At 72.0% G+C, this 25,473-nt stretch carries 21 protein-coding genes and 1 riboswitch; of the genes, 11 read left to right on the plus strand and 10 right to left on the minus strand.

The window, feature by feature from the left end; genetic code table 11:
* Positions 1-53 precede the first annotated feature (53 nt).
* The 4 genes from AB0G20_RS22540 to AB0G20_RS22555 form a co-directional block, all read right to left on the minus strand.
* Positions 54-734, minus strand: a complete 681-nt coding sequence (locus AB0G20_RS22540) for a response regulator (RefSeq protein ID WP_361305219.1) — start codon at positions 732-734, stop codon at positions 54-56.
* Positions 731-2,407 (minus strand): sensor histidine kinase, encoded by a 1,677-nt coding sequence (locus AB0G20_RS22545; protein ID WP_361305221.1) that lies wholly within the window; start codon positions 2,405-2,407, stop codon positions 731-733. Before AB0G20_RS22545 ends, AB0G20_RS22540 begins: the two co-directional genes overlap by 4 nt.
* A 184-nt stretch (positions 2,408-2,591) precedes the next feature.
* Positions 2,592-3,536, minus strand: a complete 945-nt coding sequence (locus AB0G20_RS22550) for a sucrase ferredoxin (protein ID WP_361305223.1) — start codon at positions 3,534-3,536, stop codon at positions 2,592-2,594.
* Between the two features lie 53 nt (positions 3,537-3,589).
* Complete coding sequence (locus AB0G20_RS22555; RefSeq protein WP_361305225.1) at positions 3,590-4,849, minus strand: citrate synthase; 1,260 nt, start codon at positions 4,847-4,849, stop codon at positions 3,590-3,592.
* 110 nt (positions 4,850-4,959) lie between these two features.
* On the opposite strand from AB0G20_RS22555, the gene AB0G20_RS22560 reads away from it, so the two are divergent.
* On the plus strand, positions 4,960-6,120 hold the full coding sequence (locus AB0G20_RS22560) for a citrate synthase (protein ID WP_361305227.1): 1,161 nt from the start codon (positions 4,960-4,962) through the stop codon (positions 6,118-6,120).
* An 83-nt stretch (positions 6,121-6,203) separates the two neighbouring features.
* Here AB0G20_RS22560 and AB0G20_RS22565 read toward each other — a convergent pair whose 3' ends face one another.
* The gene (locus AB0G20_RS22565; RefSeq protein ID WP_361305229.1) at positions 6,204-6,443 is read right to left on the minus strand and encodes a hypothetical protein; all 240 of its coding nucleotides are present in this window, start codon (positions 6,441-6,443) and stop codon (positions 6,204-6,206) included.
* 263 nt (positions 6,444-6,706) lie between these two features.
* Positions 6,707-7,264 carry a DUF6082 family protein gene (locus AB0G20_RS22570; RefSeq protein ID WP_361305231.1) on the minus strand — a complete coding sequence of 186 codons (558 nt, stop codon included), beginning with the start codon at positions 7,262-7,264 and terminating at the stop codon, positions 6,707-6,709.
* A 321-nt stretch (positions 7,265-7,585) separates the two neighbouring features.
* Between AB0G20_RS22570 and AB0G20_RS22575 the strand changes: the two genes are divergently transcribed.
* Positions 7,586-8,731, plus strand: coding sequence for a GTP-binding protein (locus tag AB0G20_RS22575; protein WP_361305233.1), 1,146 nt, complete (start codon positions 7,586-7,588; stop codon positions 8,729-8,731).
* Here the strand turns inward: AB0G20_RS22575 and AB0G20_RS22580 are convergent.
* Positions 8,728-11,184, minus strand: a complete 2,457-nt coding sequence (locus AB0G20_RS22580) for a DNA topoisomerase IV subunit A (protein ID WP_361305235.1) — start codon at positions 11,182-11,184, stop codon at positions 8,728-8,730. The genes AB0G20_RS22575 and AB0G20_RS22580 overlap by 4 nt on opposite strands.
* A gap of 225 nt (positions 11,185-11,409) precedes the next feature.
* Between AB0G20_RS22580 and AB0G20_RS22585 the strand changes: the two genes are divergently transcribed.
* From AB0G20_RS22585 to AB0G20_RS22600, 4 genes are all read left to right on the plus strand, one after another.
* Positions 11,410-12,771: a pitrilysin family protein gene (locus AB0G20_RS22585; RefSeq protein WP_361305834.1), complete on the plus strand. Its 1,362-nt coding sequence runs from the start codon at positions 11,410-11,412 to the stop codon at positions 12,769-12,771.
* Positions 12,768-14,156 (plus strand): pitrilysin family protein, encoded by a 1,389-nt coding sequence (locus tag AB0G20_RS22590; protein WP_361305237.1) that lies wholly within the window; start codon positions 12,768-12,770, stop codon positions 14,154-14,156. Before AB0G20_RS22585 ends, AB0G20_RS22590 begins: the two co-directional genes overlap by 4 nt.
* A gap of 192 nt (positions 14,157-14,348) precedes the next feature.
* A riboswitch (cyclic di-AMP (ydaO/yuaA leader) is annotated at positions 14,349-14,512 on the plus strand.
* Between the two features lie 13 nt (positions 14,513-14,525).
* Entirely contained in the window at positions 14,526-15,314 is a 789-nt protein-coding gene (locus tag AB0G20_RS22595; RefSeq protein ID WP_361305239.1) for a M23 family metallopeptidase, read from the plus strand.
* Positions 15,315-15,502: 188 nt separating this feature from the next.
* Positions 15,503-16,198, plus strand: coding sequence for a GntR family transcriptional regulator (locus AB0G20_RS22600; protein WP_361305241.1), 696 nt, complete (start codon positions 15,503-15,505; stop codon positions 16,196-16,198).
* Between the two features lie 168 nt (positions 16,199-16,366).
* Here the strand turns inward: AB0G20_RS22600 and AB0G20_RS22605 are convergent, their stop codons facing one another.
* Complete coding sequence (locus AB0G20_RS22605) at positions 16,367-16,648, minus strand: HPr family phosphocarrier protein (protein WP_114255742.1); 282 nt, start codon at positions 16,646-16,648, stop codon at positions 16,367-16,369.
* A 180-nt stretch (positions 16,649-16,828) separates the two neighbouring features.
* On the opposite strand from AB0G20_RS22605, the gene AB0G20_RS22610 reads away from it, so the two are divergent.
* The 4 genes from AB0G20_RS22610 to AB0G20_RS22625 are packed head-to-tail and all read left to right on the plus strand — an operon-like array spanning position 16,829 to position 22,192.
* Positions 16,829-19,651, plus strand: a complete 2,823-nt coding sequence (locus tag AB0G20_RS22610) for a GNAT family N-acetyltransferase (protein WP_361305243.1) — start codon at positions 16,829-16,831, stop codon at positions 19,649-19,651.
* 51 nt (positions 19,652-19,702) lie between these two features.
* Positions 19,703-20,290 (plus strand): DUF5998 family protein, encoded by a 588-nt coding sequence (locus AB0G20_RS22615; RefSeq protein WP_283972847.1) that lies wholly within the window; start codon positions 19,703-19,705, stop codon positions 20,288-20,290.
* The gene (locus AB0G20_RS22620; protein WP_361305246.1) at positions 20,290-21,486 is read left to right on the plus strand and encodes an alkaline phosphatase family protein; all 1,197 of its coding nucleotides are present in this window, start codon (positions 20,290-20,292) and stop codon (positions 21,484-21,486) included. The genes AB0G20_RS22615 and AB0G20_RS22620 overlap by 1 nt, the downstream gene beginning before the upstream one ends.
* A gap of 55 nt (positions 21,487-21,541) precedes the next feature.
* On the plus strand, positions 21,542-22,192 hold the full coding sequence (locus AB0G20_RS22625; protein WP_361305248.1) for a thymidine kinase: 651 nt from the start codon (positions 21,542-21,544) through the stop codon (positions 22,190-22,192).
* Between the two features lie 22 nt (positions 22,193-22,214).
* Here AB0G20_RS22625 and AB0G20_RS22630 read toward each other — a convergent pair whose 3' ends face one another.
* Positions 22,215-23,018 (minus strand): VOC family protein, encoded by an 804-nt coding sequence (locus tag AB0G20_RS22630; protein WP_361305250.1) that lies wholly within the window; start codon positions 23,016-23,018, stop codon positions 22,215-22,217.
* Positions 23,019-23,269: 251 nt separating this feature from the next.
* Between AB0G20_RS22630 and AB0G20_RS22635 the strand changes: the two genes are divergently transcribed.
* Complete coding sequence (locus tag AB0G20_RS22635) at positions 23,270-24,121, plus strand: sulfurtransferase (protein WP_361305252.1); 852 nt, start codon at positions 23,270-23,272, stop codon at positions 24,119-24,121.
* A 63-nt stretch (positions 24,122-24,184) separates the two neighbouring features.
* Here the strand turns inward: AB0G20_RS22635 and sepH are convergent, their stop codons facing one another.
* The gene (sepH, locus tag AB0G20_RS22640; RefSeq protein WP_361305254.1) at positions 24,185-25,219 is read right to left on the minus strand and encodes a septation protein SepH; all 1,035 of its coding nucleotides are present in this window, start codon (positions 25,217-25,219) and stop codon (positions 24,185-24,187) included.
* Between the last annotated feature and the right edge of the window lie 254 nt (positions 25,220-25,473).

Consider the following 25,473-nt stretch of genomic DNA (forward strand, 5'->3'; position numbering starts at 1 on the left):
GACCAGGGCGGTGACCAGCACCGAGCTCGTGAAGGAGCCGTCAGGCTGTCGCCCTAGCCGCGGGTCGCCCACACGTAACGGTGTTCCGGGCGGCCCGCGTCGCCGTACTTGAGGGTCAGTCTGGCCCGTCCCGTGCGTTCCAGAAGCTTCAGATAGCGCTGGGCGGTCTGGCGGCTCACCCCGGTCCGCTCGGCGATCTCCTGGGCGGACAGGGGCCCGTCCGCGTTCATCAAGGACTGGCGGACCAGTTCCGCTGTGGTGGGGGAGTGGCCTTTGGGCAGGTCGGGCTCCGACGACGCCGACAGGGCCCCGAAGATGCGGTCCACCTCGGCCTGTTCCGCCTCTCCACCGCCGTCGAGGGTGCGGCGCAGCTCGGCGTAGGCCTCCAGCTTGGAGCGCAGGCCGGCGAAGGCGAACGGCTTGACCAGGTACTGCAGTGCGCCGTGCCGCATCGCCGCCTGCACGGTGGAGACGTCCCGGGCCGCCGTCACCATGATCACGTCGGTCTGGTCGCCGCGCCGCCGCATCTCCTGGACGACCGCCAGCCCGGTCGCGTCCGGCAGGTAGTGGTCCAGGAGCACCAGGTCCAGCAGGGGCAGCGTCTCCAGCTGATGCAGCGCTTCCGCGGCGCTGTGGGCCACCCCCGCGACATGGAAGCCCGGCACCTTCTCGACGTAGGCGGCGTTGACCCGCGCGACTCTCATGTCGTCGTCCACGACCAGGACCTCGATCATCCCGACTCCTCCTCGGCGGTGTGCGGAGCTGACGGCACGGTCAGCACGGCCGGTTCCGGGCCCGGCTCCGCCAGCGCCTCGGGCAGGACGACGGTGAACTCCGCGCCCCCGCCGTGCGCCTCGCCGACGGTCGCGCTGCCACCCTGCCGCTCCGCCAGCCTGCGCACCAGGGAGAGTCCGATACCCCGCTCACGGTGAGCCGGTGGCTTCTTCGTAGACCATCCCGTGGTGAAGATCAACTGCCGGTGCTCCGGCGGGATCCCCGGCCCCGTGTCGCGCACCCTGAGGATCGCCGTACGCCCCTCGGCGCGCAGTTCGACCTCCACGCGCGCGTGCGGCTCGCCGGCGACGGCGTCGAGGGCGTTGTCCACCAGGTTCCCCACGACGGTGACGAGCCCCTGCGGGTCCACCAGCCGGTCGGGCAGCCGGGTCCGGTCCGACACCCACAGGGCGACGCCCCGCTCGGCCGCGACGGTCGCCTTGCCGACCAGCAGGGCGGCGAGCAGCGGGTCCTCGATCCGCTCGGTGACCTGTTCCGCGGTGGCCCGGTGGTCACCGACCACCTCGCCGACGAACTCGACGGCGTCGTCGTACATCTCCAGTTCGAGCAGGCCCAGAAGCGTGTGCATGCGGTTGGCGTGCTCGTGGTCCTGGGCGCGCAGGGCGTCGATCAGTCCGCGCGTGGAATCCAGTTCGCGGCCCAGCTGCTCCAGCTCGGTGCGGTCGCGCAGGGTGGCCACGGCGCCGCCGTCGTCGGTGGGCATGCGGTTGGCGACCAGCACACGCTGGCCGCGCACGGTGAGCAGATCCGTGCCGGTGACCCGTCCGGCCAGCACATCGGCCGTACGGCCCGCGCCCAGTGCCTCGTCGGGGGAACGGCCCACGACCGTCTCCCCGATGCCCAGCAGGCGCTGTGCCTCGTCGTTCACGAGGCGGATGCGGCCGGTGCGGTCTAGGGCGACGACGCCCTCCCGGATGCCGTGCAGCATCGCCTCACGTTCGGACAGGAGCGCCGCGATGTCCGAGAAGGCCAGGTCCCTGGTCTGCCGGTGGACCCGCCGGGAGATGAGCCACGCGGCCAGCGCGCCGACGGCCAGGGCGCCGCCGGCGTACGCGAACAGCCCCGGGATCGCATGGATGAGGCGGGCCCGGACGCTGTCGTAGGCGATGCCGACCGAGACCGCGCCGACGACGCTGCCGTCGCTGTCGCGCAGCGGCACCTTGCCCCGGGCGGAACGGCCCAGAGTGCCGCTGTCGATCTCCATGACCTCCTTGCCGGCCAGGGCCTGGCCGGGGTCGGTGGAGACGATGCCGCCGATCTGCTTCGGGTCCGTGTGCGACCAGCGAACGCCCCGCCAGTCCATCACCACGATGTACTCGGCCTTGGTGGCCTTCCGGATCCGCTCCGCCTCCCGCTGCACCGGGCCGTCGGGCGAGGGCGGCGTGTCCCGCAGGTCCCGCACGAGCTCAGGCTGCTGCGCGGTCGTCTGCGCGATCGCGAGCGCGCGGCGCATCGCCTGGTCGTCCAGCTGGTTGCTCAGGGGTGCGAGGAACAGCCCGGTCGCGAGCACCGCGACTCCCGCGGCGATCGACACCTGCATCAGCAGCACCTGCGAGAACACCCGCCGGGGCAGGCCGAGGCGCAGGCGGCGGGCGGAGGGAGTGGAGCTCATACCGAAGACGGTACGTGTGGCCGGCTACCTGCCCCAGGCGGGTGTGGCGTGGATCTCCAGATCAATGTGTACAGAGGCGGCATCAATGAATGATGCGGCCGCATCCATGCTCGGTGGGCGGCATCCATGCTTGATCCGAGGCATCAATGCTGGACGGGTCCGGCGCAGCTCGGAGGCGAGCCTGTCAGCCGGCCAGAGCCGTCGCCATCCTCACCTCGCGCACCGCCACCACGTCCATCCGCGCGGGGGAACCGAGGACAGACGCCCCGCAGCTCTCCGGGCGGGGCGGCAGGGCCGCGCCCTGGGCCACGTCGACCTGCCAGCGGCGCCCGTCGGTGTGGGCGACGGTCACCTCCCATCGCGGGGCCGCTCCGGCCGTCCGGACGACGCTCAGCGCCTGGGCGGCGTCTTCGCCCGTCCTGGTGCGCACGGCGAGCTCGGCAGCCTGACCGGGCCGTTCCCAGGCCGAGCTGCCCCGGCACCCCTCCACGACGATCCGCCCCTCCCGGGCGCCGTGCAGGACCTCCTTGAGGGAATGAGCCTCGGCCCTGCCGTACGCGTATCCGTACGGCAGCACGAGCACCGTGGGGGAGAAGCGGTGACCACCCAGATGGGTGACCTCCCACACGCCCTCGAACCCGGACGTCGCCAGCTCGGCCGCGAGAGGCCGGCCCAGGAGGGCGCAGCAGCGGTCGCGCTTGCCGTTGGTGCAGACGAGGGCGAGCGGGTCACCGTCATGGGGCCGGCCGCCGAGCAGCGCGTCGAACATGTGGTGGTCGCCCCGGCCGAGCGAGGCGAAGTCGAGACCGAGCAACTGCCCGGGGTCCGAGGTGGAGGCGCTGTGCAGCCACACGTTTCCCGGGACGACGTGCGCGGCGTACACCCGGCGCGTGGCGGGCATGCGGCGGTCCGCGTGGCGCCCGGGGCGGCGGATGAGCGCGATCCGTACACCCGTGTCCTTCGAGGCCGCCTCCAGGGCACGCCCCAGGACGGGGTCCAGGTGGCTCGAAGTGAGCGCCTTGGCACCCCACGGACCGGGCTGTTCCAGCAACAGCCAGGTCCTCGCTGTGGCCGCGGTTCCCGAAACGGGCTCGTCGAAGTCCCGGGAGACGCTTGAGCACGTACTCACAGAGGTGAGCCTAACCTGACTTCGGCCGCGGCGACTTTCGGCCCCGCCCCGCTCTACTCCGGCAGCGGCTGCGGAGGCTTCGGACCTGCGTAGAGACCGCTCGGACGCATCCGCAGCGGGCGTTCGCCGTACTCCTCCAGTGCGTGGGCGATCCAGCCCGCCGTCCGGGCCACGGCGAAGATCGTCTCGCCCGCGGTGGGGGCCATGCCGCAGGACGCGGTGAGCACCGCGAGCGCCAGGTCCACGTTGGCGTGCAGGGGGGCGTGACGGGCGGTGGTCTCGACGATGTCGCGGGCCGCGAGGAGAGCGGGCTCCGCGCGCGGGATCTGCTCCAGGAGGGCGAACAGGGCACGCGCGCGTGGGTCCTCGCCGGGGTAGAGCCGGTGTCCGAGGCCCGGGACACGGCGGCCTGCGCGCAGTTCGTCCGCGATCACCGGTCCCGCGTCGCCCTGGTCGAGCACGTCCTGCAGCAGCCGGTGGGCGTGCCCGCTGGCCGCGCCGTGCAGCGGGCCCTCGATCACGCCCAGCCCGGCGGAGACCGCCGCGTATGGGTGGGCACGGGCGGACGCGGCGACGCGCACCGCGAGGGTGGAGGCGGCCAGGTCGTGGTCGACGAGGAGGGCGAGGGCGGCGTCCAGGGCGCGCAGGGACGCCTCGTCGGGGTCCTTGCGCACCGACAGCCGGGTCCACAGGCGGTGGGCCATGGGGCCCTCGTCACGGCGGTGGTGCCCCGCCGGGGGCAGCGCGGCGACGAGCGTGGGGATGAGGGTGCGCGCGGTGCCGAGCACGGCCTCCTCGGACAGGTCGAACCGCAGGGGGTCGGCGGTCGCTGCGGCGATCGTCGCCACCCGCAACAGATCGGTGGGGGCGGCATGCTCGGGCAGTGCGTCGACGGCACGGCGGGCGACCGCGACGGAGGCGGCGGGCGCGGTGAACATGATGCCCGGGAGCATCCGGCCCGTCCACAGCCACTCGGCGACCTCCTCGTAGGTGTGCCGTGCGGCCAGGTCGACCGCGTCGACACCGCGGAAGAAGTAGCGGTCGCTCTCGATGAGCGTGATGCGGGTGCGGACGGACAGCTCGCCGCCGGAGCCGGAGCCGCCCGTGCTCTCCCTCCTGTTGCGCCGGGCGAGGGCCTCGACCTCACGGGCGTCGAAGGTGCTGCCGCGGCCACCGCTCACCCGTCGGCTGCTGAGCTGGCCGCGGCTCACGTACGCGTACACGGTCTCCGGCTTCACGCCGAGCAGCTCGGCGGCCTCCTTGGTGCTCAGCCGCCGTTCCGCGTCCAGGGGGGCGGGTTCTTGATCGCGCATGGGGGTCACCGTATCCGTCCAGCTGACCATTGACTGATGTATTGATTCAATCAATATTGACACGCCTTGAGTCAATCATGGACAGTCAAATCAATCCCAGGGAGGAAGTCATGTCGGTCAACAGGTCAGCAGCCACTCTTGTCGAAGCGCCCCGGGGGCTCGCCGGTGTCGTCGTCACCGACACCCAGGTCGGTGACGTCCGCGGTCTGGAGGGCTTCTACCACTACCGGCAGTACTCGGCCGTCGACCTCGCACGGACCCGGGGCTTCGAGGACGTCTGGCACCTCCTCGTGCACGGCGAACTGCCGGACGCCTCTCGGGGCGCGGCCTTCGCGGCCGAGACCGCCGCGCTGCGGCGCCTGCCGGACGAGGTGCGAGCGGCGTTGCCGGCCATCGCGGCCGCCGGTGGGCGCTCCGGTCCGCTCGCCGGGATGCGTACGGCCCTCTCGCTGCTCGGGGCGGCGAAGGGGTTCCGCCCCGTGTACGACATCGACGCCGACCGCCGCCGACAGGACACGATCGAGGCGGCCGCGGCCGTACCCACGCTGCTCACCGCTCTGCACCGCCTGGGCGAGGGGCTCGAACCGGTGGAGCCGCGCGAGGACCTGTCCTATGCGGCGAACTACCTGTACATGTTGACCGGTTCGGTGCCCACAGAGCCCCACGCGCGGGCGATCGAGCAATACCTGATCTCAACCATTGATCACGGGTTCAATGCGTCAACCTTCACGGCCCGGGTCATCGCGTCCACGGGCGCGGACGTGGCGGCGTGCCTCGCCGGGGCGGTGGCGGCGCTGTCGGGCCCGTTGCACGGCGGTGCGCCCAGCCGTGCACTGGACACCCTGGACGCGATCGGCACCCCGGACCGTATCGACTCCTGGGTGCGTCAGCGGGTGCTCGCCGGTGAGCGCATCATGGGGTTCGGGCACGCGATCTACCGCACGGAGGACCCTCGGTCCCGGATGCTGCGCGAGGTCGCCCAGGGGTTCGGCGGGTCGCGGGTGGAGTTCGCCGTCGAGGTGGAGCGTCACATCGAGGCGATCCTGGCCGAGCTGAAGCCCGGCCGGGAACTCCACACCAACGTCGAGTACTACGCGGGCGTGGTCATGGAACTCTGCGGCCTGCCCCGCGAGATGTTCACCCCGACCTTCGCCGCCGCGCGGGCGGTGGGCTGGAGTGCCAACATCCTGGAGCAGGCGGAGGACACGAAGATCATCAGGCCGGTGGCGCGGTATGTGGGGCCGGAGGCGCCGGCGCCTGTGCCCGCCTGAGCCAAGGCGCCACGGGGGCTGAAGGGGCCCGGCACCGGAAGGTGCCGGGCCCCTGGTGTCCGGCCGATGAGTGACCGACGGGATCAGACGTCGGGAATGTCGACCTTGGCGTCGATGAGAGTTCTGCGGGAGACCACGACGATGCGCTCGTAGTCCGCCCTGGAAGCGTCGGCGGGAAGCTTCCCGTCCAGTTCTTCGGTGAGGTCCGTGCCGATCACAGCGAACCTGCCGTCGGACAGCTCGAAGATATCGGGGCAATTGGCACCAGTCGTGCTGCCCCGGGCGCTGGGAGGGGTGCCAATCCGACGGATGATGTGGCTCACTGTTCTTGCGTTCCTTTTGATCTCGAGGCGTGGTGCGCACTGCGCCTGCGGTGCGATGCGGCCCTGTGGGGCCGCGGCCTCGACAACCGGGCGGCGTGGAGCGGCGGTTCGGCGGTGGTCGACCCGGTTCGCGGGATGCGCAGTAGTCAACCTTGTTGGCACCTGGGGAAACGCGCCGGTTTATGGGTTCGTTACCGCCCAGCCGTGTGATCCGTTCCGGAGAGTGATCCGCGAGGTGCGGTGCTTACGGCCGGGGCGTGGAACTACTCGCCCGGCGGATCCCCGACCACCCACCACTCGTCGATGTCCGCCTCCTCCAGCTGCACGAGCAGATCGTCGACCATGCGGCCCAGCCCGGCCTCGTCGGAGGCGTCGACGAGGGTCGCCCGGTGCGGGCGGGTGGCGTACCAGTACTCCCGGAAGAGGGGGTTCTGCAACATGCTCCGGGCGAAGCCGAAGAACTCCTCTCTGGTCACGTTGCCCATGCGGTAGTAGCACAGGGCGTTGGTGTAGAGGGCGTTGGCGAAGAGGAACTGGCGCTGCTTCCTCGGGGAGACGGTTCCGTCGTAGGCGTCGAGCACCTCGGCCAGTTCCGGATCGTCCATCGCCTTGCTCAGCAACTCCCAGTGCAGGCGCTGCTGGTGCGCGAAGTTGGTTCGGCGCTGCGACTGCGCGGCCTCCTCCAAGTGCTCGATCCGGGCGCGCAACGCGTGGAACGCGGGCCACTGCAGGGCCAGGGCGACGGCGGCACCCGCCGCCAGGCCCATCCCTGCCGAGGCGGTGGCCCTCAGTCCTCGAAACCCAAATTTCTGTGTGGTCATGTCAACCCCCGGTTCAGGCGGCCGTCCGCCGGTCGTCGGGGTGCGGGTCGACTGGAGGGGACCGGCGAGCGGTGGGCGGCGCTTGCCGTCTCCCAGAGTGCCGAGCGGCTCTGATCGGCGGGGAGGCGGAGAGGAGGCGCACGGAGGGAAGCGAGGGTCGCACAAACCGGCGCCATGCCCAACGTCTGCCCCGCGAGTGCTGCTAACAATCGTTCACTTCGGCGTGGATCTCACGGCTCGTATCCTGGGGCGGCATCCCCATTTCCCATGTGTGCCGGGAACGCGAGCCGGTGCACGCGTCGGCGCGAGAGAGGTCGCACGGTGAGCCAGCCGAGTCCGAAACCGCAGCAGATCCCGGTCGTCGTCCTCGCCGGATTCCTCGGCTCGGGGAAGACCACCCTGCTCAATCACCTCCTGCACCGCAGCGGTGGCAGCCGTATCGGCGCCATCGTCAACGACTTCGGGGCGATCGAGATCGACGCGATGGCCGTGGCGGGAGCACTGGGCGACTCGACGGTCTCCCTCGGCAACGGCTGTCTGTGCTGCGCCGTCGACGCGAGCGAACTGGACCAGTATCTGGAGCGGCTCGCGGAGCCCTCCCTCGGCATCGACGTCATCGTCATCGAGGCCAGCGGTCTCGCCGAGCCGCAGGAACTCGTGCGGATGCTGCTGGCCAGCGAGCATCCGGGGGTCGTGTACGGCGGGCTCGTCGAGGTCGTCGACGCCGCGGAGTTCGACGACACCCGGGCCAGGCACCCCGAGATCGACCGGCATCTCGCGCTGGCCGACCTCGTCGTGGTCAACAAGCTCGACCGGGCTGCGGACGGCGAGCGGGTCCTCGGGCTGGTCCGGTCCCTCGTCGACGGCGCCGCCGTCGTCCCGGCCTCCTACGGCCGGATCGACCCCGAGTTCCTCTTCGACTGCCGGCCGAGCGAGGAACGCATCGGCCAGCTGTCCTTCGACGACCTCCACGAAGACGACCTGCGCGAAGGCGACCTGGGCGAAGACGACCTTCATGGAGACGATCCCCACCAGAACGCCCCCCACGCCGGCCCGCACCGGCACGGCGTGGACGACCACGCCGGCCACCTGCACGCCGCGTACGACAGCCTGTCGTTCGTCTCCCTGGAACCCCTCGACCCGCGCCGGCTGATGACCTTCCTCGACAGCAGGCCCGAGGGGCTGTACCGGATCAAGGGCTACGTCGACTTCGGGCCGTACGACGTCCGCAACCGTTACGCCGTCCATGCCGTCGGGCGGTTCCTGCGCTTCTACCCGGAGCCCTGGCCGGCCGGTGGTGAGCGCCTCACCCAGCTGGTCCTCATCGGCTCGGGGATCGACGCCGCCGCTCTCGGCAAGGAGCTGGAGGCGTGCAGGAGCGAGGCCCCACACGCCGACGAGCACGGCATGTGGGGCGTCCTGCGGTACGTACGCGGTCCCGAGGAGGATGCCGCGGACCCGGCCTAGACCGGCCCGGCCACCACCGCCACCGTCTTCGCCAGGGACACACCCGAGCCGTCACGGCGCGGGTCGATGTCCGGGAGGTCGGCCGGGGTGCCGTTCTTCTGCGCCGCGAGGGCGGGGACGGGGCCCGCCCAGGCCAGGGACAGGCAGTCCTCGCCCTTCAGGAACCGCTGGCACCGGACGCCGCCGGTCGCGCGGCCCTTGCGCGGGTACTGGTCGAACGGGGTCAGCTTGGCCGTCGTCTGGACGGAGTCGTCCAGCGTGCCCCGCGAGCCCGCGACGGTGAAGACGACGGCGTCCACGGCCGGGTCCACCGCCGTGAACGAGATGACCTTCGCTCCCTCGGCGAGCTTGATGCCGGCCACACCGCCGGCGGGGCGGCCCTGCGGGCGGACCTGGGACGCCTGGAAGCGCAGCAGCTGCGCGTCGTCGGTGACGAAGACCAGATCCTCGTCGCCGGTGCGCAGCTCGACCGCGCCGGCGATCCGGTCACCCTCCTTGAGGGTGATCACCTCGAGCTCTTCCTTGTTGGCCGGATAGTCCGGCACCACGCGCTTGACGACGCCCTGTGCCGTGCCGATCGCCAGGCCCGGCGACGACTCGTCGAGCGTGGTCAGACAGACCACCGTCTCGTCGTCCTCCAGGGTGACGAACTCCGCCAGCGGGGCGCCGCCCGCGAGGTTCGGCGCCGACAGCGACTCCGGGAGCTGGGGCAGGTCGACCACGTTCAGCCGCAGCAGCCTGCCCGCCGAGGTGACCGCGCCCACCTCGCCGCGGGCGGTGGCGGGCACCGCCGAGACGATCACGTCGTGCTTCACGCGCTTGGCGCCGGCGTCCTCCGCGAACGGCTCGCCGTTCGCCGTACGGGCCAGCAGACCCGTCGAGGACAGCAGCACCCGGCACGGGTCGTCGGCCACCTGCAGCGGCACGGCCGCGACCGGGGCGCCGCCCGACTCCAGCAGGACCGTACGCCGGTCGGTGCCGAACTTCTTGGCGACCGTGGCCAGTTCGTTGGAGACCAGCTTGCGCAGTTCCGTGTCCGAGTCGAGGATCCGGGTCAGCTCCTCGATCTCCGCGTTGAGCCGGTCCTTCTCCGACTCCAGCTCGATGCGGTCGTACTTGGTCAGACGGCGCAGCGGTGTGTCCAGGATGTACTGCGTCTGGATCTCGCTCAGCGAGAACTGCTCCATCAGGCGCTGCTTGGCCTGCGCGGAGTTCTCGCTGGAGCGGATCAGGCGGATGACCTCGTCGATGTCCAGCAGGGCCGTCAGCAGACCCTCGACCAGGTGCAGCCGGTCACGCTTCTTGCTGCGGCGGAACTCCGAGCGCCGCCGTACGACGGTGAAGCGGTGGTCGAGGTAGACCTCCAGGAGCTCCTTCAGGCCCAGCGTGAGCGGCTGGCCGTCGACCAGGGCCACGTTGTTGATGCCGAAGGACTCCTCCATCGGCGTCAGCTTGTACAGCTGCTCCAGGACGGCCTCCGGCACGAAGCCGTTCTTGATCTCGATGACCAGGCGCAGGCCGTGCTCGCGGTCGGTGAGGTCCTTGACGTCGGCGATGCCCTGGAGCTTCTTCGAACCGACCAGATCCTTGATCTTGGCGATGACCTTCTCGGGGCCGACCGTGAAGGGCAGCTCCGTGACGACGAGGCCCTTGCGGCGGGCCGTCACGGGCTCCACCGACACCGTCGCCCGGATCTTGAACGTGCCGCGGCCGGACTCGTAGGCGTCACGGATGCCGGACAGGCCGACGATGCGGCCGCCCGTGGGCAGGTCGGGGCCCGGGACGTGCTTCATCAGGGCGTCGAGATCCGCGTTCGGGTACCTGATCAGGTGGCGGGCGGCGGCGATGACCTCGCGCAGGTTGTGCGGCGCCATGTTCGTGGCCATACCGACTGCGATGCCCGAGGCGCCGTTGACCAGGAGGTTCGGGAAGGCGGCGGGCAGGGCCACCGGTTCCCGCTCCTGGCCGTCGTAGTTGGGGTTGAAGTCGACGGTGTCCTCGTCGATCGACTCGGTCATGAGGCTCGTCGCCTCGGCCATCCGGCACTCGGTGTACCGCATGGCGGCCGGCGGGTCGTCGTTGCCCAGCGAGCCGAAGTTGCCGTGGCCGTCGACGAGGGGGACCCGCATCGAGAAGGGCTGGGCCATGCGCACGAGGGCGTCGTAGATCGACGCGTCGCCGTGCGGGTGCAGCTTGCCCATCACCTCGCCGACGACTCGGGCGCACTTGACGTACCCGCGCTCGGGGCGCAGGCCCATCTCGCTCATCTGGTAGACGATGCGTCGGTGCACCGGCTTGAGGCCGTCGCGTGCGTCCGGCAGGGCGCGCGAGTAGATGACCGAGTACGCGTACTCGAGGAAGGAGCCCTGCATCTCGTCGACGACGTCGATGTCGAGGATCCGCTCCTCGTACGAGTCGTCGGGCGGCGGGGTTTTCGTGCTGCGGCGGGCCATCGCTGCCGGCTCCTTGCTGCTGCGATCCGGATCTGACGCCGACCATTGTGGACCTCCGCACTGACAACCGGGACCAGCACCCGGTCCTGGGCGGCTCTCGCGCTGTCGGGACCAGGTCGCCGCCGGGAACTTCACCAGGGCTTCGCACGCTTGCATACAGTGGCAGGACCGGCAGGAATCCGCGGTCTGAACAACCGCTCAGCGATCGAAGGGACGTACATGCCCATGGGTCACACGGCCACAGCCCAGGCAGGCTCCGGGGGCCTGACAGCGACCGAGCACCGCCTGGCCAACGGCCTGCGCGTGGTGCTCTCCGAGGACCACCTGACCCCGGTCGCGGCGGTGTGCCTCTGGTACGACGTCGGCTCACGCCACGAAGTCAAGGGGCGTACCGGCCTGGCTCACCTTTTCGAGCACCTGATGTTCCAGGGTTCCGCGCAGGTCAAGGGCAACGGCCACTTCGAGCTCGTCCAGGGCGCGGGCGGCTCGCTGAACGGCACGACCAGCTTCGAGCGGACCAACTATTTCGAGACCATGCCCGCCCACCAGCTGGAGCTCGCCCTCTGGCTGGAGGCCGACCGCATGGGCTCGCTGCTGGCCGCGCTCGACGACGAGTCGATGGAGAACCAGCGGGACGTCGTCAAGAACGAGCGCCGCCAGCGCTACGACAACGTCCCCTACGGCACCGCCTTCGAGAAGCTGACCGCCCTCGCCTACCCGGAGGGCCACCCCTACCACCACACCCCGATCGGCTCGATGGCCGACCTGGACGCGGCGACCCTGGAGGACGCTCGCGCGTTCTTCCGCACCTACTACGCGCCGAACAACGCCGTGCTCTCCGTGGTCGGCGACATCGACCCGGAGCAGACCCTCGCCTGGGTCGAGAAGTACTTCGGCTCCATCCCCGGTCACGACGGCAAGCCCGCCCCGCGCGACGGCTCGCTGCCGGAGACCATCGGCGAGCAGCTGCGCGAGGTCGTCGAGGAGGAGGTCCCGGCGCGTGCCCTGATGGCCGCCTACCGGCTGCCGCACGACGGCACGCGCGCGTGCGACGCGGCCGACCTGGCCCTCACCGTCCTCGGCGGCGGAGAGTCCTCCCGCCTCTACAACCGGCTCGTGCGGCGCGACCGTACGGCCGTGGCGGCCGGATTCGGCCTGCTGCGGCTGGCCGGGGCGCCCTCCCTGGGGTGGCTGGACGTGAAGACCTCCGGTGACGTGGAGGTTCCGGTCATCGAGACCGCCATCGACGAGGAGCTCGCCCGGTTCGCCGAGGAGGGCCCCACGGCCGAGGAGATGGAGCGCGCCCAGGCCCAGTTGGAGCGCGAGTGGCTGGACCGGCTCGGCACGGTCGCGGGCCGCGCCGATGAACTGTGCCGGTACGCCGTGCTGTTCGGCGACCCGCAGCTCGCCCTGACCGCCGTCCAGCGTGTGCTGGAGATCACGGCGGAGGAGGTCCAGGAGGTCGCCAAGGCCCGCCTGCGGCCCGACAACCGCGCGGTGCTCGTCTACGAGCCCCTCGCCGACGAGGACGCCCCCGAGGACACCGCAGCCGCGGCCACCGACGAGAACGAGGAGGCGGCCAAGTGACCGAGCTCGCCACGATGGACTTCCACCCCCGCCCCGACGCGGGCGAGGCCAAGCCGTGGGCCTTCCCGGCCCCCGAGCGCGGCACGCTCGACAACGGCCTGACGGTGCTGCGCTGCCACCGGCCCGGCCAGCAGGTCGTCGCCGTGGAGGTGCTGCTGGACGCCCCCCTGGAGGCGGAGCCGGCCGGCCTCGACGGTGTGGCCACGATCATGGCCCGGGCCTTCTCCGAGGGCACCGACAAGCACTCCGCCGAGGATTTCGCCGCCGAGCTGGAGCGCGCCGGTGCCACCCTCGACGCGCATGCCGACCACCCCGGCGTCCGGCTCAGCCTGGAGGTGCCGGCCTCCCGGCTCGCCAAGGGGCTGGGCCTGATCGCCGACGCCCTCAGGGCGCCCGCGTTCGCCGACAGCGAGGTCGAGCGGCTGGTCAACAACCGCCTCGACGAGATCCCGCACGAGTTGGCCAACCCCTCCCGCCGTGGCGCCAAGGAGCTCTCCAAGGAGCTGTTCCCGGCGGACTCGCGCATGTCGCGGCCGCGGCAGGGCACCGAGGAGACCGTCGCCGCGATCGACTCCGCGGCCGTGCGCGCCTTCTACGAGAAGCACGTCCGCCCCGCCACGGCCACCGCCGTGGTCGTCGGCGACCTCACCGGCATCGACCTCGACGCCCTGCTCGGGGACACGCTGGGCGCCTGGACGGGCTCCTCGGCCGAGCCACGTCCGGTGCCGCCGGTGACCGCCGACGACACCGGCCGGGTCGTCATCGTGGACCGTCCGGGCGCCGTCCAGACGCAGCTGCTGATCGGCCGGATCGGCCCGGACCGGCACGACCGTGTGTGGCCCGCGCAGGTGCTCGGCACGTACTGCCTCGGCGGCACCCTCACCTCCCGCCTGGACCGCGTGCTGCGCGAGGAGAAGGGCTACACCTACGGCGTACGGGCGTTCGGCCAGGTCCTCAGGTCCGCCCCGGACGGCACGGGTGCCGCGATGCTCGCCATCAGCGGTTCCGTGGACACGCCCAACACCGGCCCCGCCCTGGAGGATCTCTGGACGGTGCTGCGCACCCTCGCCGCCGAGGGGCTGACCGATGCCGAGCGGGACGTCGCCGTGCAGAACCTGGTCGGTGTGGCGCCGCTGAAGTACGAGACGGCGGCGGCCGTCGCGAGCACGCTGGCCGACCAGGTCGAGCAGCATCTGCCCGACGACTACCAGGCCACCCTGTACCGGCAGCTCGCCGCGACCGGCACCGTGGAGGCCACCGCGGCGGCCGTGAGCGCCTTCCCGGTGGACCGGCTGGTGACCGTCCTCGTCGGTGACGCGGCGCAGATCAAGGCACCTGTCGAGGCCCTCGGCATCGGCGAAGTCACCGTCGTCGCCGCCGAGTAGCGGCACGCGCGCGTAGGGGCCCTGGTTGTCTTCCGAGGCACCAGGGCCCCTTTATGCCCGAATTGATACGGAGGTTGCCTGTCTGCCCTGTGGGATGCGCTACAAAAGCCGGGATTCGTTTGGGAATTGAAAGTGGCGCCGCTTAGCGTCATCCGGGCTGTTCGTCAGGCAGTGCGCCGCACCCGCGGCACCGGACAGTCATCGCCGAGTCCCCGTACGGCGCGAGCCAGGGGAGCCGGGGACCCACCGCAGTCCCTGGGGTGAATCGGACGCCCGCGCGAGCCGCGAGGGAGTCCGTAGGAGACCTTCCTGCTCCGAACCCGTCAGCTAACCCGGTAGGCGAGAAGGAAGGAAAGGACCAGCCACCACATGGCGTTCACTCGCGCCACCGGGAAGCACCGTCGTCCCAGCAGGATCCAGCGCGGCACCGCCCGCGCGGCCGGCGTCGCGGCCCTCGCCACCACCGGCGTGATCGGCACCGTGGCGGCCCCCGCTGCCTTCGCCGCCGAGCCCAGCGCCGAGCAGACGGGCCTCACTCCCGTCGTCACCATGGGCGACACCGTGGCCCAGCAGATCGACGCCCAGGCCGTCGCGCAGCAGCAGGCCGCCGACGAGGCCGCCGCCAAGCAGAAGGCCGAGGAGGCCGCCCGCAAGCGCGCCGCCGAGGTGGCCGAGAAGGCCAAGGAGGCGGCCGAGAAGGCCCGCGAGGCCAAGGAGCGCGCCGCCCGCGAGGCCGAGCGCAAGCGCCTCAACACCTTCGTGCCCCCGATCTCCGGCTCGTACGTCTCCACCAGCTACAAGGCCAGCAGCGGCCTGTGGTCCTCCGGCAGCCACACCGGTGTCGACTTCCACGCCGCCAGCGGCACCTCCGTCCACGCGGTCGGCGCGGGCACCGTCGTCGAGGCCGGCTGGGGTGGCTCCTACGGCAACCAGATCGTGATCAAGATGAACGACGGGACGTACACCCAGTACGGCCACCTGTCCTCCGTCGGCGTCTCGGTGGGCCAGCAGGTCACCCCCGGCCAGCAGATCGGCCTGTCCGGCGCGACCGGCAACGTCACCGGTCCGCACCTGCACTTCGAGGCCCGTACGAGCCCCGAGTACGGCTCGGACATCGACCCGGTCGCCTACCTCCGCTCGCACGGCGTCAACCTCTGACCGGAACCTCTCCGCTGTTCCAGAAGCCCCGGCTCCCCGAGCCGGGGCTTTCGGCGTTTGTGGCCGCCCGCTGTCCAAAAAAAATCCATGGATTCCCGGCTGCCGTCGGAAATTCCGGCTCATTGCAATAGAGTCACGGAACGCGCGCCGCTCGTCGGCGTTTCACGGGGATTAAGCGGAGGTCGGTCATGCGTATTCCCGCGCACTCGGTGTGCACGGCCATCCGGGACGACATCGTCGCGGGTGTCCACGCACGCGGCAGCCGGCTCACCGAGGAACTCCTCGCGCGCCGCTACGGCGTCTCGCGGGTGCCCGTCCGGGAGGCGCTGCGCACCTTGGAGGCAGAGGGTTTCGTGGTGACCCGCCGGCACGCGGGCGCGTGCGTGGCCGAACCCACCGAGCAGGAGGCCGGTGACCTGCTGGAGATGCGCATGCTGCTGGAGCCGCTCGGTGCGGCCCGTGCCGCCCAGCGCCGCACCGAGGCGCATCTGAAGGTTCTGCGCGGCCTGGTCCGGCTGGGCCAGGAGCGGGCCCGCCGGGGCAACAGCGAGGACCTGCGCTCCCTGGGCGGCTGGTTCCACGAGACGCTCGCCCAGGCCTCCGGCAGCCCCGCGCTGACGTCGATGCTCACCCAGCTCCGCCACAAGATCGCCTGGATGTACGCCGTGGAGGCGCCGGTCAGCCCGGTGGAGTCCTGGACGGAGCACGGCGCGATCGTGGACGCGGTGGCGCGCGGGGACGCTGAGCGCGCGCGGGCGGTCACGGCGCGGCACGCCGAGCGCGCGATGGGCGCGCACCGCCTGCGGTTCGGCTCCGCGGGGGAGCGGGCCGACCGTGTGAGGAACTCGCAACATCCCGTAAACACGGCGAGCCTGCGGCATTAACACGGCCGCCGTATACAAAGAGCAGCTATTCACGGGGGCTTGTTTTCCCTTGCCCGGAAACTGTGAATTCTCGATTTCCAGCCCGGTCTCGGCCGGGAATGACGAAGGGCTCGCCCGGTGAATTCGGACGAGCCCTTCGGTGTGCGCCGTATCGGGCGCACGGGTAAATCAGACGGTCTCGGGCAGTTCCTCGAGACCCTCGGAGACCAGCTTCGCCAGCCGGTCCAGGGCGGCGTCCGCGCCCTCGGCGTCGGAGGCGAGGACGATCTCCTCGCCACCCTGGGCGCCGAGGCCCAGGACGGCCAGCATGGAGGCCGCGTTGACGGGGGTGCCGTCAGCCTTGGCGATCGTCACCGGGACGCCTGCGGCCGTGGCGGCTCGGACGAAGATGGAGGCGGGGCGGGCGTGGAGACCCTCGGCCCAGCCGACGTTGACGCGGCGCTCAGCCATGTGTTGCTGCCCTTCGGTGTTCAGGGTTGTCTAGACCAGTTTCCCATATCGTGAAGCCCACCAGGAGCGGTCCTCGCGTTCCACTCCAGGGGTGCCGTCGGATCGCGGCCTCGACCCGACTGACGCCCTCCACAGACTGCCTCGCGCCCGCTGTCGGACGCTAGCCGTACTCTGGGGCCCATGCAGACCTCGCCGGACCGGCACGAGTATCCCGCCCACTGGGAAGCCGACGTGGTGCTGCGCGACGGGGGTACCGCGCGCATCCGGCCCATCACCGTTGATGACGCCGATCGCCTGGTCAGCTTCTATGAGCAGGTCTCCGACGAGTCGAAGTACTACCGCTTCTTCGCGCCGTACCCTCGCCTGTCCGCCAAGGACGTCCACCGCTTCACGCACCACGACTTTGTGGACCGGGTGGGACTCGCGGCCACAGTCGGCGGCGAGTTCATCGCCACCGTACGCTACGACCGGATCGGCGAGGACGGAACGCCCGCGTCCGCACCCGCCGACGAGGCCGAGGTCGCCTTCCTCGTGCAGGACGCCCACCAGGGCCGCGGGGTCGCCTCCGCCCTGCTCGAACACATCGGGGCCGTCGCCCGCGAGCGCGGCATCCGCCGCTTCGCCGCCGAGGTGCTGCCCGCCAACAACAAGATGATCAAGGTGTTCACGGACGCCGGCTACACCCAGAAGCGCAGCTTCGAGGACGGCGTCGTCCGTCTGGAGTTCGACCTCGAACCCACCGACCGCTCCCTCGCCGTGCAGTACGCGCGCGAACACCGCGCCGAGGCGCGCTCCGTGCAGCGGCTGCTCGCCCCCGGCTCGGTCGCGGTCATCGGCGCCGGCCGCACACCCGGCGGCGTGGGCCGCAGCGTTCTCGGCAACATCCGGGACGCCGGGTACAGCGGCCGTCTGTACGCCGTGAACAGGGCCCTTCCGGAGGGGCAGAAGGAGCTCGACGGGGTGCCCGCCCACCGCTCGGTGCGGGACATCGACGGCCCCGTCGACCTCGCGGTGGTCGCCGTGCCTGCCGAGCACGTGCCCGACGTCGTCACCGAGTGCGGCGAACACGGCGTGCAGGGGCTGGTCGTGGTCTCCGCCGGGTACGCCGAGAGCGGCCCCGAGGGGCGCGAACGCCAGCGCGCACTCGTGCGGCAGGCGCGCACGTACGGCATGCGGATCATCGGCCCGAACGCCTTCGGCATCATCAACACCTCCCCACGGGTACGGCTCAACGCCTCCCTCGCCCCCGAGGTGCCGCGCCCGGGCCGGATCGGCCTGTTCGCCCAGTCCGGCGCCATCGGCATCGCCCTGCTGTCCCGGCTGCACCGGCGCGGCGGCGGCGTCACCGGTGTGACCGGCGTCTCCACCTTCGTCTCCTCCGGCAACCGCGCCGACGTCTCCGGCAACGATGTCCTGCAGTACTGGTACGAGGACCCCGACACCGACGTCGTCCTCATGTACCTGGAGTCCATCGGCAACCCCCGTAAGTTCACCCGCCTCGCCCGCCGGACCGCCGCCGCCAAGCCCCTGGTCGTCGTCCAGGGCGCGCGGCACGGCGCCGCTCCCCAGGGGCACGCCGTACGGGCGACCCGGCTGCCGCACGCGACCGTCTCGGCGCTGCTGCGGCAGGCCGGCGTGATCCGCGTCGACACCATCACCGAGCTGGTGGACGCGGGCCTGCTGCTCGCCCGCCAGCCCCTGCCCGCCGGACCCCGGGTGGCGATCCTGGGCAATTCCGAGTCGCTCGGCCTGCTCACGTACGACGCGTGCTTCGCCGAGGGCCTGCGGCCGCACCCCCCGCAGGACCTGACCACCGCGGCCTCCGCGGCGGACTTCCACGCCGCCCTGTCCCGTGCCCTGGCCGACGACCGGTGCGACGCGGTCGTCGTCACCGCCATACCGGCGGTGGGGGAGGGCTCGGTCGGCGACGCGGCCCTCGCCGAGGCCCTGCGCTCGGCATCGGCCGCGGCCCCGGCCAAGCCGGTCCTGGTCGTGCACGTGGAGCTCGGCGGCCTGGCGGAGGCCCTGTCGGCCGCGGCGAGCACCGCTCCACAGGTCGGCTCGGGCAAACCATCTCAAACCGCCCCCAGTCCGGCACCCGTGGAAGAACGCTTCCCCGCCACCGACGCCCCCGAAGGCGCCCACCTCATCCCCGCCTACCCCGCCGCCGAGCGCGCCGTCCGCGCCCTCGGCCAGGCCGTCGCCTACGCGCAGTGGCGGCGCGACGCCGCCGACCCCGGCAAGGTGCCCGAGTACGAGGACATCGACGAGAAGGGTGCCGCCGCGCTGATCGACGGCCTCCTCGCGCGCGGGCAGGGACTCACGCTCGGCACGGACGAGACCTGCGACCTCCTCGGCCACTACGGCGTCCAGGTCCACCGCGCCCTGCCCGCCCCGACCCCCGCCGCCGCCGCGGAGGCCGCCCGCGCCCTCGGTTACCCCGTGGCCCTCAAGGCCACCGCCCCGCACCTCAGGCACCGCGCCGACCTGGGCGGCGTCCGCCTCGACCTCGCGGACGAGGAGCAACTGCGCCGTTCGTACGCCGAGTTGACCGAGCTGTTCGGCGCACCCGAGGAGCTGCGGCCGGTGGTGCAGCGGATGGCGCCGCGCGGCGTGGACGTCGTCGTACGCGCCGTCATCGACCCCGCGGCCGGGGCCGTGCTCTCCTTCGGGCTCGCCGGGGCCGCCTCGCAGCTGCTCGGGGACACGGCGCACCGGCTGATCCCGGTCACCGACCGGGAGGCGACCTCGCTGGTGCGTTCGATCCGCACCGCCCCCCTGCTGTTCGGCTGGCGCGGCTCCGCACCGGCCGACACCCGCGCCCTGGAGGAGCTGCTGCTGCGGGTGTCCCGGTTGGTCGACGACCACCCCGAGGTCGTCGCGGTCACCCTGGAGCCGGTCGTCGTCGCCTCGCACGGCCTGAGCGTCCTGGGTGCCTCCGTCCGCCTCGCGCCCCCGCCCGCCCGTGACGACCTCGGCCCGCGGACCCTCCCCGCGTACTGACAGGGGGCGAGCTGTCCCTCGCAGTCAGTGGTCCCCCGTAGGATGGGCGTCATGGCCAAGACCAGTACGACGACCCAGGGGCTGCGGGCGGCGATCGAGCGCAGCGGCTACTACCCGGCCCTCGTGGCCGAGGCGGTGGAGGCCGCCGTGGGCGGCGAGCCCATCCGGTCGTACCTGGTCCACCAGGAGACGACGTTCGACCAGAACGAGGTGCGCCGGCACGTAACGGTGCTCGTGCTCACGGACAACCGCTTCATCGTCAGCCACACCGACGAACAGGCCGCCGACAGCACCTCCCCGACGCCGTACGCCACGACGTCGACGGAGTCCGTGAAGATCGGCCGCATCTCGTCGATCGTGGTCAGCCGCGTGGTCGCCAACCCCGAGTCGTACAAGCCGGGCACCCTGCCCCGCGAGGTCGTCCTCACCATCGGCTGGGGCGCCGTCTCCCGGATCGACCTGGAGCCGGCCGCCTGCGGCGACCCCAACTGCGAGGCGGATCACGGCTACACCGGCAACTCGACGGCGGACGACCTCAGCCTGCGCGTCAGCGAGGCCGGGGACGGACCGGAGACCGTGCGCGAGGCGCTCGCCTTCGCGCAGGCCCTCTCCGAGGCGACCGCGGACACGACCCGCTGATGGCACAGCCCGAGATGGCCTGGGGCCACCACCCCGAACCGCTCTCCCTCGCCTCCGCGCCCGTCCCCGAGTACGGCAGCGGATCGCTCGCCGACCTCCTGCCCACCCTGGCCGCCGGCCTGGGCGTACCGGACATGAGCGCCACCATCACCGAGCTGACCCCCGCCGACCGGAACTGCGTGTTCCTGATCGACGGCCTCGGCTGGGAGCAGCTGAGGGCGCACCCCGAGGACGCCCCCTTCATGACGTCCCTGCTCGCCACCTCCCGCGGCGGCACCGGGCGTCCTCTCACCGCCGGATACCCGGCGACCACGGCGACCTCCCTCGCCTCCGTCGGCACCGGCCTGCCGCCCGGCGCGCACGGCCTGCCCGGCTACACCGTCCGCAACCCGGACACCGGCGAGCTGATGAACCAGCTGCGCTGGCAGCCGTGGGCCCCGCCCCGCCCCTGGCAGCCGTACCCCACGGTCTTCCAGCTGGCGCACGCGGCCGGGGTGCACGCCGCGCAGGTGTCGTCCCCGACCTTCGAGAACACCCCGCTGACCAAGGTCGCACTCAGCGGCGGAAGATTCCTCGGACGGCTGTCAGGCGAGGACCGCGTGGACCTGGCGGCAGAGCAACTGGCCGCGGGCGACCGCTCCCTGGTGTACACGTACTTCGCCGAGGTCGACGGCGCCGGCCACCGCTTCGGAGTCGACTCCGACGCCTGGCGCGGCCAGCTCATGTACGCCGACCGCCTGGTCCAGCGCCTGGCCGAGCAACTGCCCCCGCGCAGCGTGCTCTACATCACCGCCGACCACGGCATGATCGACGTGCCCTTCGACGAGCAGCACCGCATTGACTTCGACGAGGACTGGGAGCTGAGCGCCGGCGTCGCCCTGCTCGGCGGCGAGGGCCGCGCCCGCCACGTCTACGCGGTGCCCGGTGCGTCGAACGACGTCCTGACCTGCTGGCGCGAGGTGCTCGGCGAGCAGTTCTGGGTGGCCTCACGCGACGAGGCCATCGCGGCGGGCTGGTTCGGCCCGCAGATCGACGAACGGGTGTACGGCAGGATCGGTGACGTGGTCGCGGCCGCGCAGGACGACGTCCTGCTCATCGCCTCCGAGCGGGAGCCGAAGGAGTCGGCGATGGTCGGCAACCACGGTTCGATGACCCCCGCCGAGCAGCTCGTCCCCCTGCTCGAAGTACGCTCCTGACACAGTCCCACGCCGACCTCCCCGACCTCTCACGCCGAAAGGTGCTCAACTCCACATGCCCGAGCTGGTGTTCTTCTGCGGAACGATGGACTGCGGGAAGTCCACGCTGGCTCTCCAGATCGAGCACAACCGGTCGGCGCGCGGTCTGCAGGGCATGATCTTCTCGCGCGACGACCGCGCCGGCGAGGGCAAGCTGTCCTCGCGCCTCGGCCTGGTCACCGACGCGGTGGAGGTCGGCGACGGGCAGGACCTCTACGGCTACCTCGTCGACCACCTCTCGCAGGGCGGCCGCGCGGACTACGTGATCGCCGACGAGGCGCAGTTCCTCGCCCCGGAGCAGATCGACCAACTCGCGCGCGTGGTCGACGACCTGAGCCTGGACGTCTACGCCTTCGGCATCACGACGGACTTCCGCTCCAAGCTGTTCCCCGGCTCGCAGCGGCTGGTGGAACTGGCCGACCGGGTCGAGGTGCTCCAGGTCGAGGCCCTGTGCTGGTGCGGAGCCCGCGCCACGCACAACGCCCGCACGATAGGCGGGGTGATGGTCGTCGAGGGCGCCCAAGTCGTCGTCGGCGACGTCACCCACTCCGCCGACGAGGTCGGGTACGAGGTCCTGTGCCGCCGCCACCACCGCCGCCGGATGACCGCGGCGACCGCCCACGCGGCGGCCCTGTCCCCGGACGTGCTGCCGGTGACGTCCGGCTGACCTGCGTCCGGCCCTGTGGCCGTCAGCTCGGCCGTTGCAGCAGCGCGAACCGCGCCCCTTCCGGATCCGTGACCCTCGCCACCCGCCCGTGGGCGGTGTCGTGCACCGGCTTGAGGACCTGCCCGCCCAGGTGGACGAGATGGTCCACGGCGTCGTCGACATCGGCGACCTGGAAGTACGTGACCCAGTGCGGTCCCCGGTCGCGGGGCAGGGCGGCCCCCAGGCCGTGAATGCCGGCGACGGGTTCGCCGCCGAGGTTCAGGGTCACGTAGTCGAAGTCGGCGGAGACCACCGGCTCCTCCTCGTAGCCGAACACCGTCCGGTAGAACTTGGCGACGCTCGTCGACTCGAAGGTCAGCAGTTCGTTCCAGGCGGGTGTGCCGGGAACGCCCGAGACGGCGGTGCCGAGGTGCGCGGCGGCCTGCCAGATGCCGAAGACCGCGCCCGCGGGGTCGGAGCCGATCGCCAGGCGGCCGGCGTCGGCGGCGTCCAGCGGACCCACGCCGATCGTGCCGCCGCGGCTGCGTACCGTCTCGGCCGTCAGATCCACGTTCTCCGAGGCGAAGTAGGGCGTCCACGCGATGGGCAGATGGCGGTCCGGTGGCAGCCGGCCGAGGCCGGCCACCTCGCGCCCGTCGAGCAGCGCGCGCACATACGGGCCGAGTTGCTGGGGGCCCGGCTGGAACTCCCAGCCGAACAGCGCTCCGTAGAACTCCTCGGTCGCGTCCAGGCCGTGCACCATCAGGCTCACCCAGCAGGGTGCGCCGGGCGCGTGCCGAGCGGGTGTGTCGCCGTTCGGGCCGGTGGACCCCCGTGCGTCGGTCATCGTCACTCTCTTCTCGGCCTCGCGGTGGCCGTGCTCTCCGCAGCCTGGCGGGGCGGCCCTGTAGGGCGTCCCTTGTCCGGGAGAATGCCCGATGTGCGGGCCCCTGTCCCTCGCGGCGCGCTTATCGGCAGGTGTCGTTCAGCTGTACAGCATGTGCTTGTTCCCGTACGCCGCGTGATCGCTCCGCTCCGGCCGAGCAGAGTAGCCGGACACGGACGGCTCGGCCACCCCCGTGCGCGAGGATGGGGACCATGAACGCCATCATCTCCGCATCCGACCTGGCGAAGGACCTCACGGGCGCCCACCCGCCGGTCCTGCTCGACGTCCGCTGGCAGCTCACCGCGGCCAAGGCGGCCGGCGAGCCGCCGTTCGACGGCCGGGCCGCCTACGAGGCAGGGCACCTTCCCGGGGCCGTCTACGTCGACCTGGACCGGGAGTTGGCCTCCGCGCCGGGCAAGGCGGGCAGGCATCCGCTGCCCGACCTCGCGCAGTTCGGTGCCGCGATGCGCCGGGCGGGCGTGTCGGCCGGGACGCCGGTGGTCGTCTACGACGGAGGCCAAGGGTGGGCGGCGGCCCGGGCGTGGTGGCTGCTGCGCTGGACGGGTCACCCTGACGTGCGGGTCCTCGACGGCGGGTTGACGTCCTGGGAGGGGGCGTTGGAGAAGTCGGTGCCGGCTCCGGCGGAGGGCGACTTCGTGCCCGAGCCGCGGGCGACGGGGCTGCTCGACGCGGATGCCGCCGCAGCGCTGGCCCGGTCCGGGGTGCTGCTGGACGCGCGGGCGGGGGAGCGGTACCGGGGCGAGGTGGAGCCGATCGACCCGGTGGCCGGGCACATCCCGGGCGCGGTGTCGGCGCCCACCTCGGAGAACGTGGGGGCCGACGGGCGCTTCCTTCCCGCCGGGGAACTGCGGGCGCGGTTCGAGGGACTTGGCGTGAGCGAGGGGTCGCGGGTCGGCGTGTACTGCGGGTCGGGGGTCTCCGCCGCCCACGAGGTCCTGGCGCTGGCGGCCGCGGGCATCGCGGCCGAGCTGTACGTGGGGTCGTGGTCGGAGTGGTCCTCGGACCCGGGACGGCCGGTCGCCGTGGGTCCGGATCCGCAGTGACCTGACGCGAAGCGAGGGCCGTGCCCGGACGGCGCGGCCCTCGTCGTTCGTCAGCCGACTCGGCTACTCCTGCTTCTTGCGCCGCGTCCCGAACACGATCTCGTCCCAGCTCGGGACGGCCGCTCTGCGGCCCGGGCGGACGCCGTCCGCCTCGGCCTGGCGGTCGGTGGCACCGACGAGCCGGTCGCGGTGGCTGCCCACGGATCGCGGCATGAGGACGTCCGCGTAGGCGGAACCGGCCGAGGCCGCGGGGGCCGGGGGCTCCTCCTCCTCGACCTCGGCGACGACGGGCTCCTCCTCGGGCTCCGCCGGGGGGAGTTCCGGAACCACCAGGTCGCCGCGGAAGCTCGGCACCGCCTCCAGCAGGCTGGTCAGCGAGTCACGCTCGCCCGTGGTCTCCTCGACCGGTTCGGACGCCTGCGCGGGCAGGCTGGGCCGCTCGCGCTCGGGGCGGTCCAGCGGTCTGTCGCGCGGCAGCCGGGCGATCCGGGGGACGAACGGGAAGCTGGGCTCGGGCGCTGCCAGGTCGTCGGACTCGCCGATCAGGGAGCGCGCTTCGTCGTCGACGGCCTGGACGAGCCGCCGGGGCGGGTCGTACGTCCAGCTCGCCGAGTGCGGCTCACCCGCGACGCAGTAGACCAGCAGGACTTCCCACGTGCCGTCGTCGCGACGCCACGAGTCCCACTGGACGGTGTCCTTGTCGGCGCCGCGCAGCAGCAGCCGCTCCTGTACGGCCTCACCCAGGGGCGGACCGGAGTTCTCGCCGGGGCGGCGGACCGGGGTCTTGCGGGCCCGCTCGGCCATGAAGGCACGCTCGGCGAGCACGGGACCCTCGAAGCGGCGCACCCGGTCGACGGGGATGCCGGCCATCTGCGCGACCTCTTCCGCGGTCGCGCCTGCACGTATACGCGCCTGGATGTCGCGGGGGCGGAGGTGGCTCTCGACCTCGATCTCGATCTGGCCGAGACGGGGACGGTCGCCGCGCACGGCGGCGCGCAGGCGTTCGTCGATCGGAAGCGTGTACTCCGTAGAGTCGGCAGCCTTCAGCACCAGCCGTGTGCCGTCATTCGAGACGGCCACGACACGCAGTTCGGGCATGGGGACCTCCCGGGTGGTGCCTGCCGACGTCACGTGCGTCGCTGCTTCCGCTAGTCGAGTGTGGCCTGCCCGGGTGCAGCCTGCCACAACCTTGCCGAGTTGCCCGGCGTGTCGGGCGCTGGCCCTGGATCGCCGTTATGGCACGGTTACCTATTCGCAACGCTAAGTGACGAACTCTGTCACCCTGTGCAACTAGCCCCCTCCCGGCGGTCCTTAAGGCCCTGTACACCCTGACGGGAGACCGGACCCAGGGC

The sequence above is a fragment of the Streptomyces sp. NPDC024017 genome (assembly GCF_040638895.1).
In the GTDB taxonomy this organism is placed as follows: Bacteria; Actinomycetota; Actinomycetes; order Streptomycetales; family Streptomycetaceae; genus Streptomyces.

What these genes read in the sequence shown, in the direction of transcription:
- AB0G20_RS22540 (WP_361305219.1), bottom strand. Translation starts at nt 734, where the DNA reads ATGATCGAGGTCCTGGTCGTGGACGACGACATGAGAGTCGCGCGGGTC.
- AB0G20_RS22545 (WP_361305221.1), bottom strand. Translation starts at nt 2,407, where the DNA reads ATGAGCTCCACTCCCTCCGCCCGCCGCCTGCGCCTCGGCCTGCCCCGG.
- AB0G20_RS22555 (WP_361305225.1), bottom strand. Translation starts at nt 4,849, where the DNA reads ATGCGCGATCAAGAACCCGCCCCCCTGGACGCGGAACGGCGGCTGAGC.
- AB0G20_RS22560 (WP_361305227.1), top strand. Translation starts at nt 4,960, where the DNA reads ATGTCGGTCAACAGGTCAGCAGCCACTCTTGTCGAAGCGCCCCGGGGG.
- AB0G20_RS22570 (WP_361305231.1), bottom strand. Translation starts at nt 7,264, where the DNA reads ATGACCACACAGAAATTTGGGTTTCGAGGACTGAGGGCCACCGCCTCG.
- AB0G20_RS22580 (WP_361305235.1), bottom strand. Translation starts at nt 11,184, where the DNA reads ATGGCCCGCCGCAGCACGAAAACCCCGCCGCCCGACGACTCGTACGAG.
- AB0G20_RS22585 (WP_361305834.1), top strand. Translation starts at nt 11,410, where the DNA reads ATGGGTCACACGGCCACAGCCCAGGCAGGCTCCGGGGGCCTGACAGCG.
- AB0G20_RS22595 (WP_361305239.1), top strand. Translation starts at nt 14,526, where the DNA reads ATGGCGTTCACTCGCGCCACCGGGAAGCACCGTCGTCCCAGCAGGATC.
- AB0G20_RS22600 (WP_361305241.1), top strand. Translation starts at nt 15,503, where the DNA reads ATGCGTATTCCCGCGCACTCGGTGTGCACGGCCATCCGGGACGACATC.
- AB0G20_RS22605 (WP_114255742.1), bottom strand. Translation starts at nt 16,648, where the DNA reads ATGGCTGAGCGCCGCGTCAACGTCGGCTGGGCCGAGGGTCTCCACGCC.
- AB0G20_RS22610 (WP_361305243.1), top strand. Translation starts at nt 16,829, where the DNA reads ATGCAGACCTCGCCGGACCGGCACGAGTATCCCGCCCACTGGGAAGCC.
- AB0G20_RS22615 (WP_283972847.1), top strand. Translation starts at nt 19,703, where the DNA reads ATGGCCAAGACCAGTACGACGACCCAGGGGCTGCGGGCGGCGATCGAG.
- AB0G20_RS22620 (WP_361305246.1), top strand. Translation starts at nt 20,290, where the DNA reads ATGGCACAGCCCGAGATGGCCTGGGGCCACCACCCCGAACCGCTCTCC.
- AB0G20_RS22625 (WP_361305248.1), top strand. Translation starts at nt 21,542, where the DNA reads ATGCCCGAGCTGGTGTTCTTCTGCGGAACGATGGACTGCGGGAAGTCC.
- AB0G20_RS22630 (WP_361305250.1), bottom strand. Translation starts at nt 23,018, where the DNA reads ATGACCGACGCACGGGGGTCCACCGGCCCGAACGGCGACACACCCGCT.
- AB0G20_RS22635 (WP_361305252.1), top strand. Translation starts at nt 23,270, where the DNA reads ATGAACGCCATCATCTCCGCATCCGACCTGGCGAAGGACCTCACGGGC.
- sepH (WP_361305254.1), bottom strand. Translation starts at nt 25,219, where the DNA reads ATGCCCGAACTGCGTGTCGTGGCCGTCTCGAATGACGGCACACGGCTG.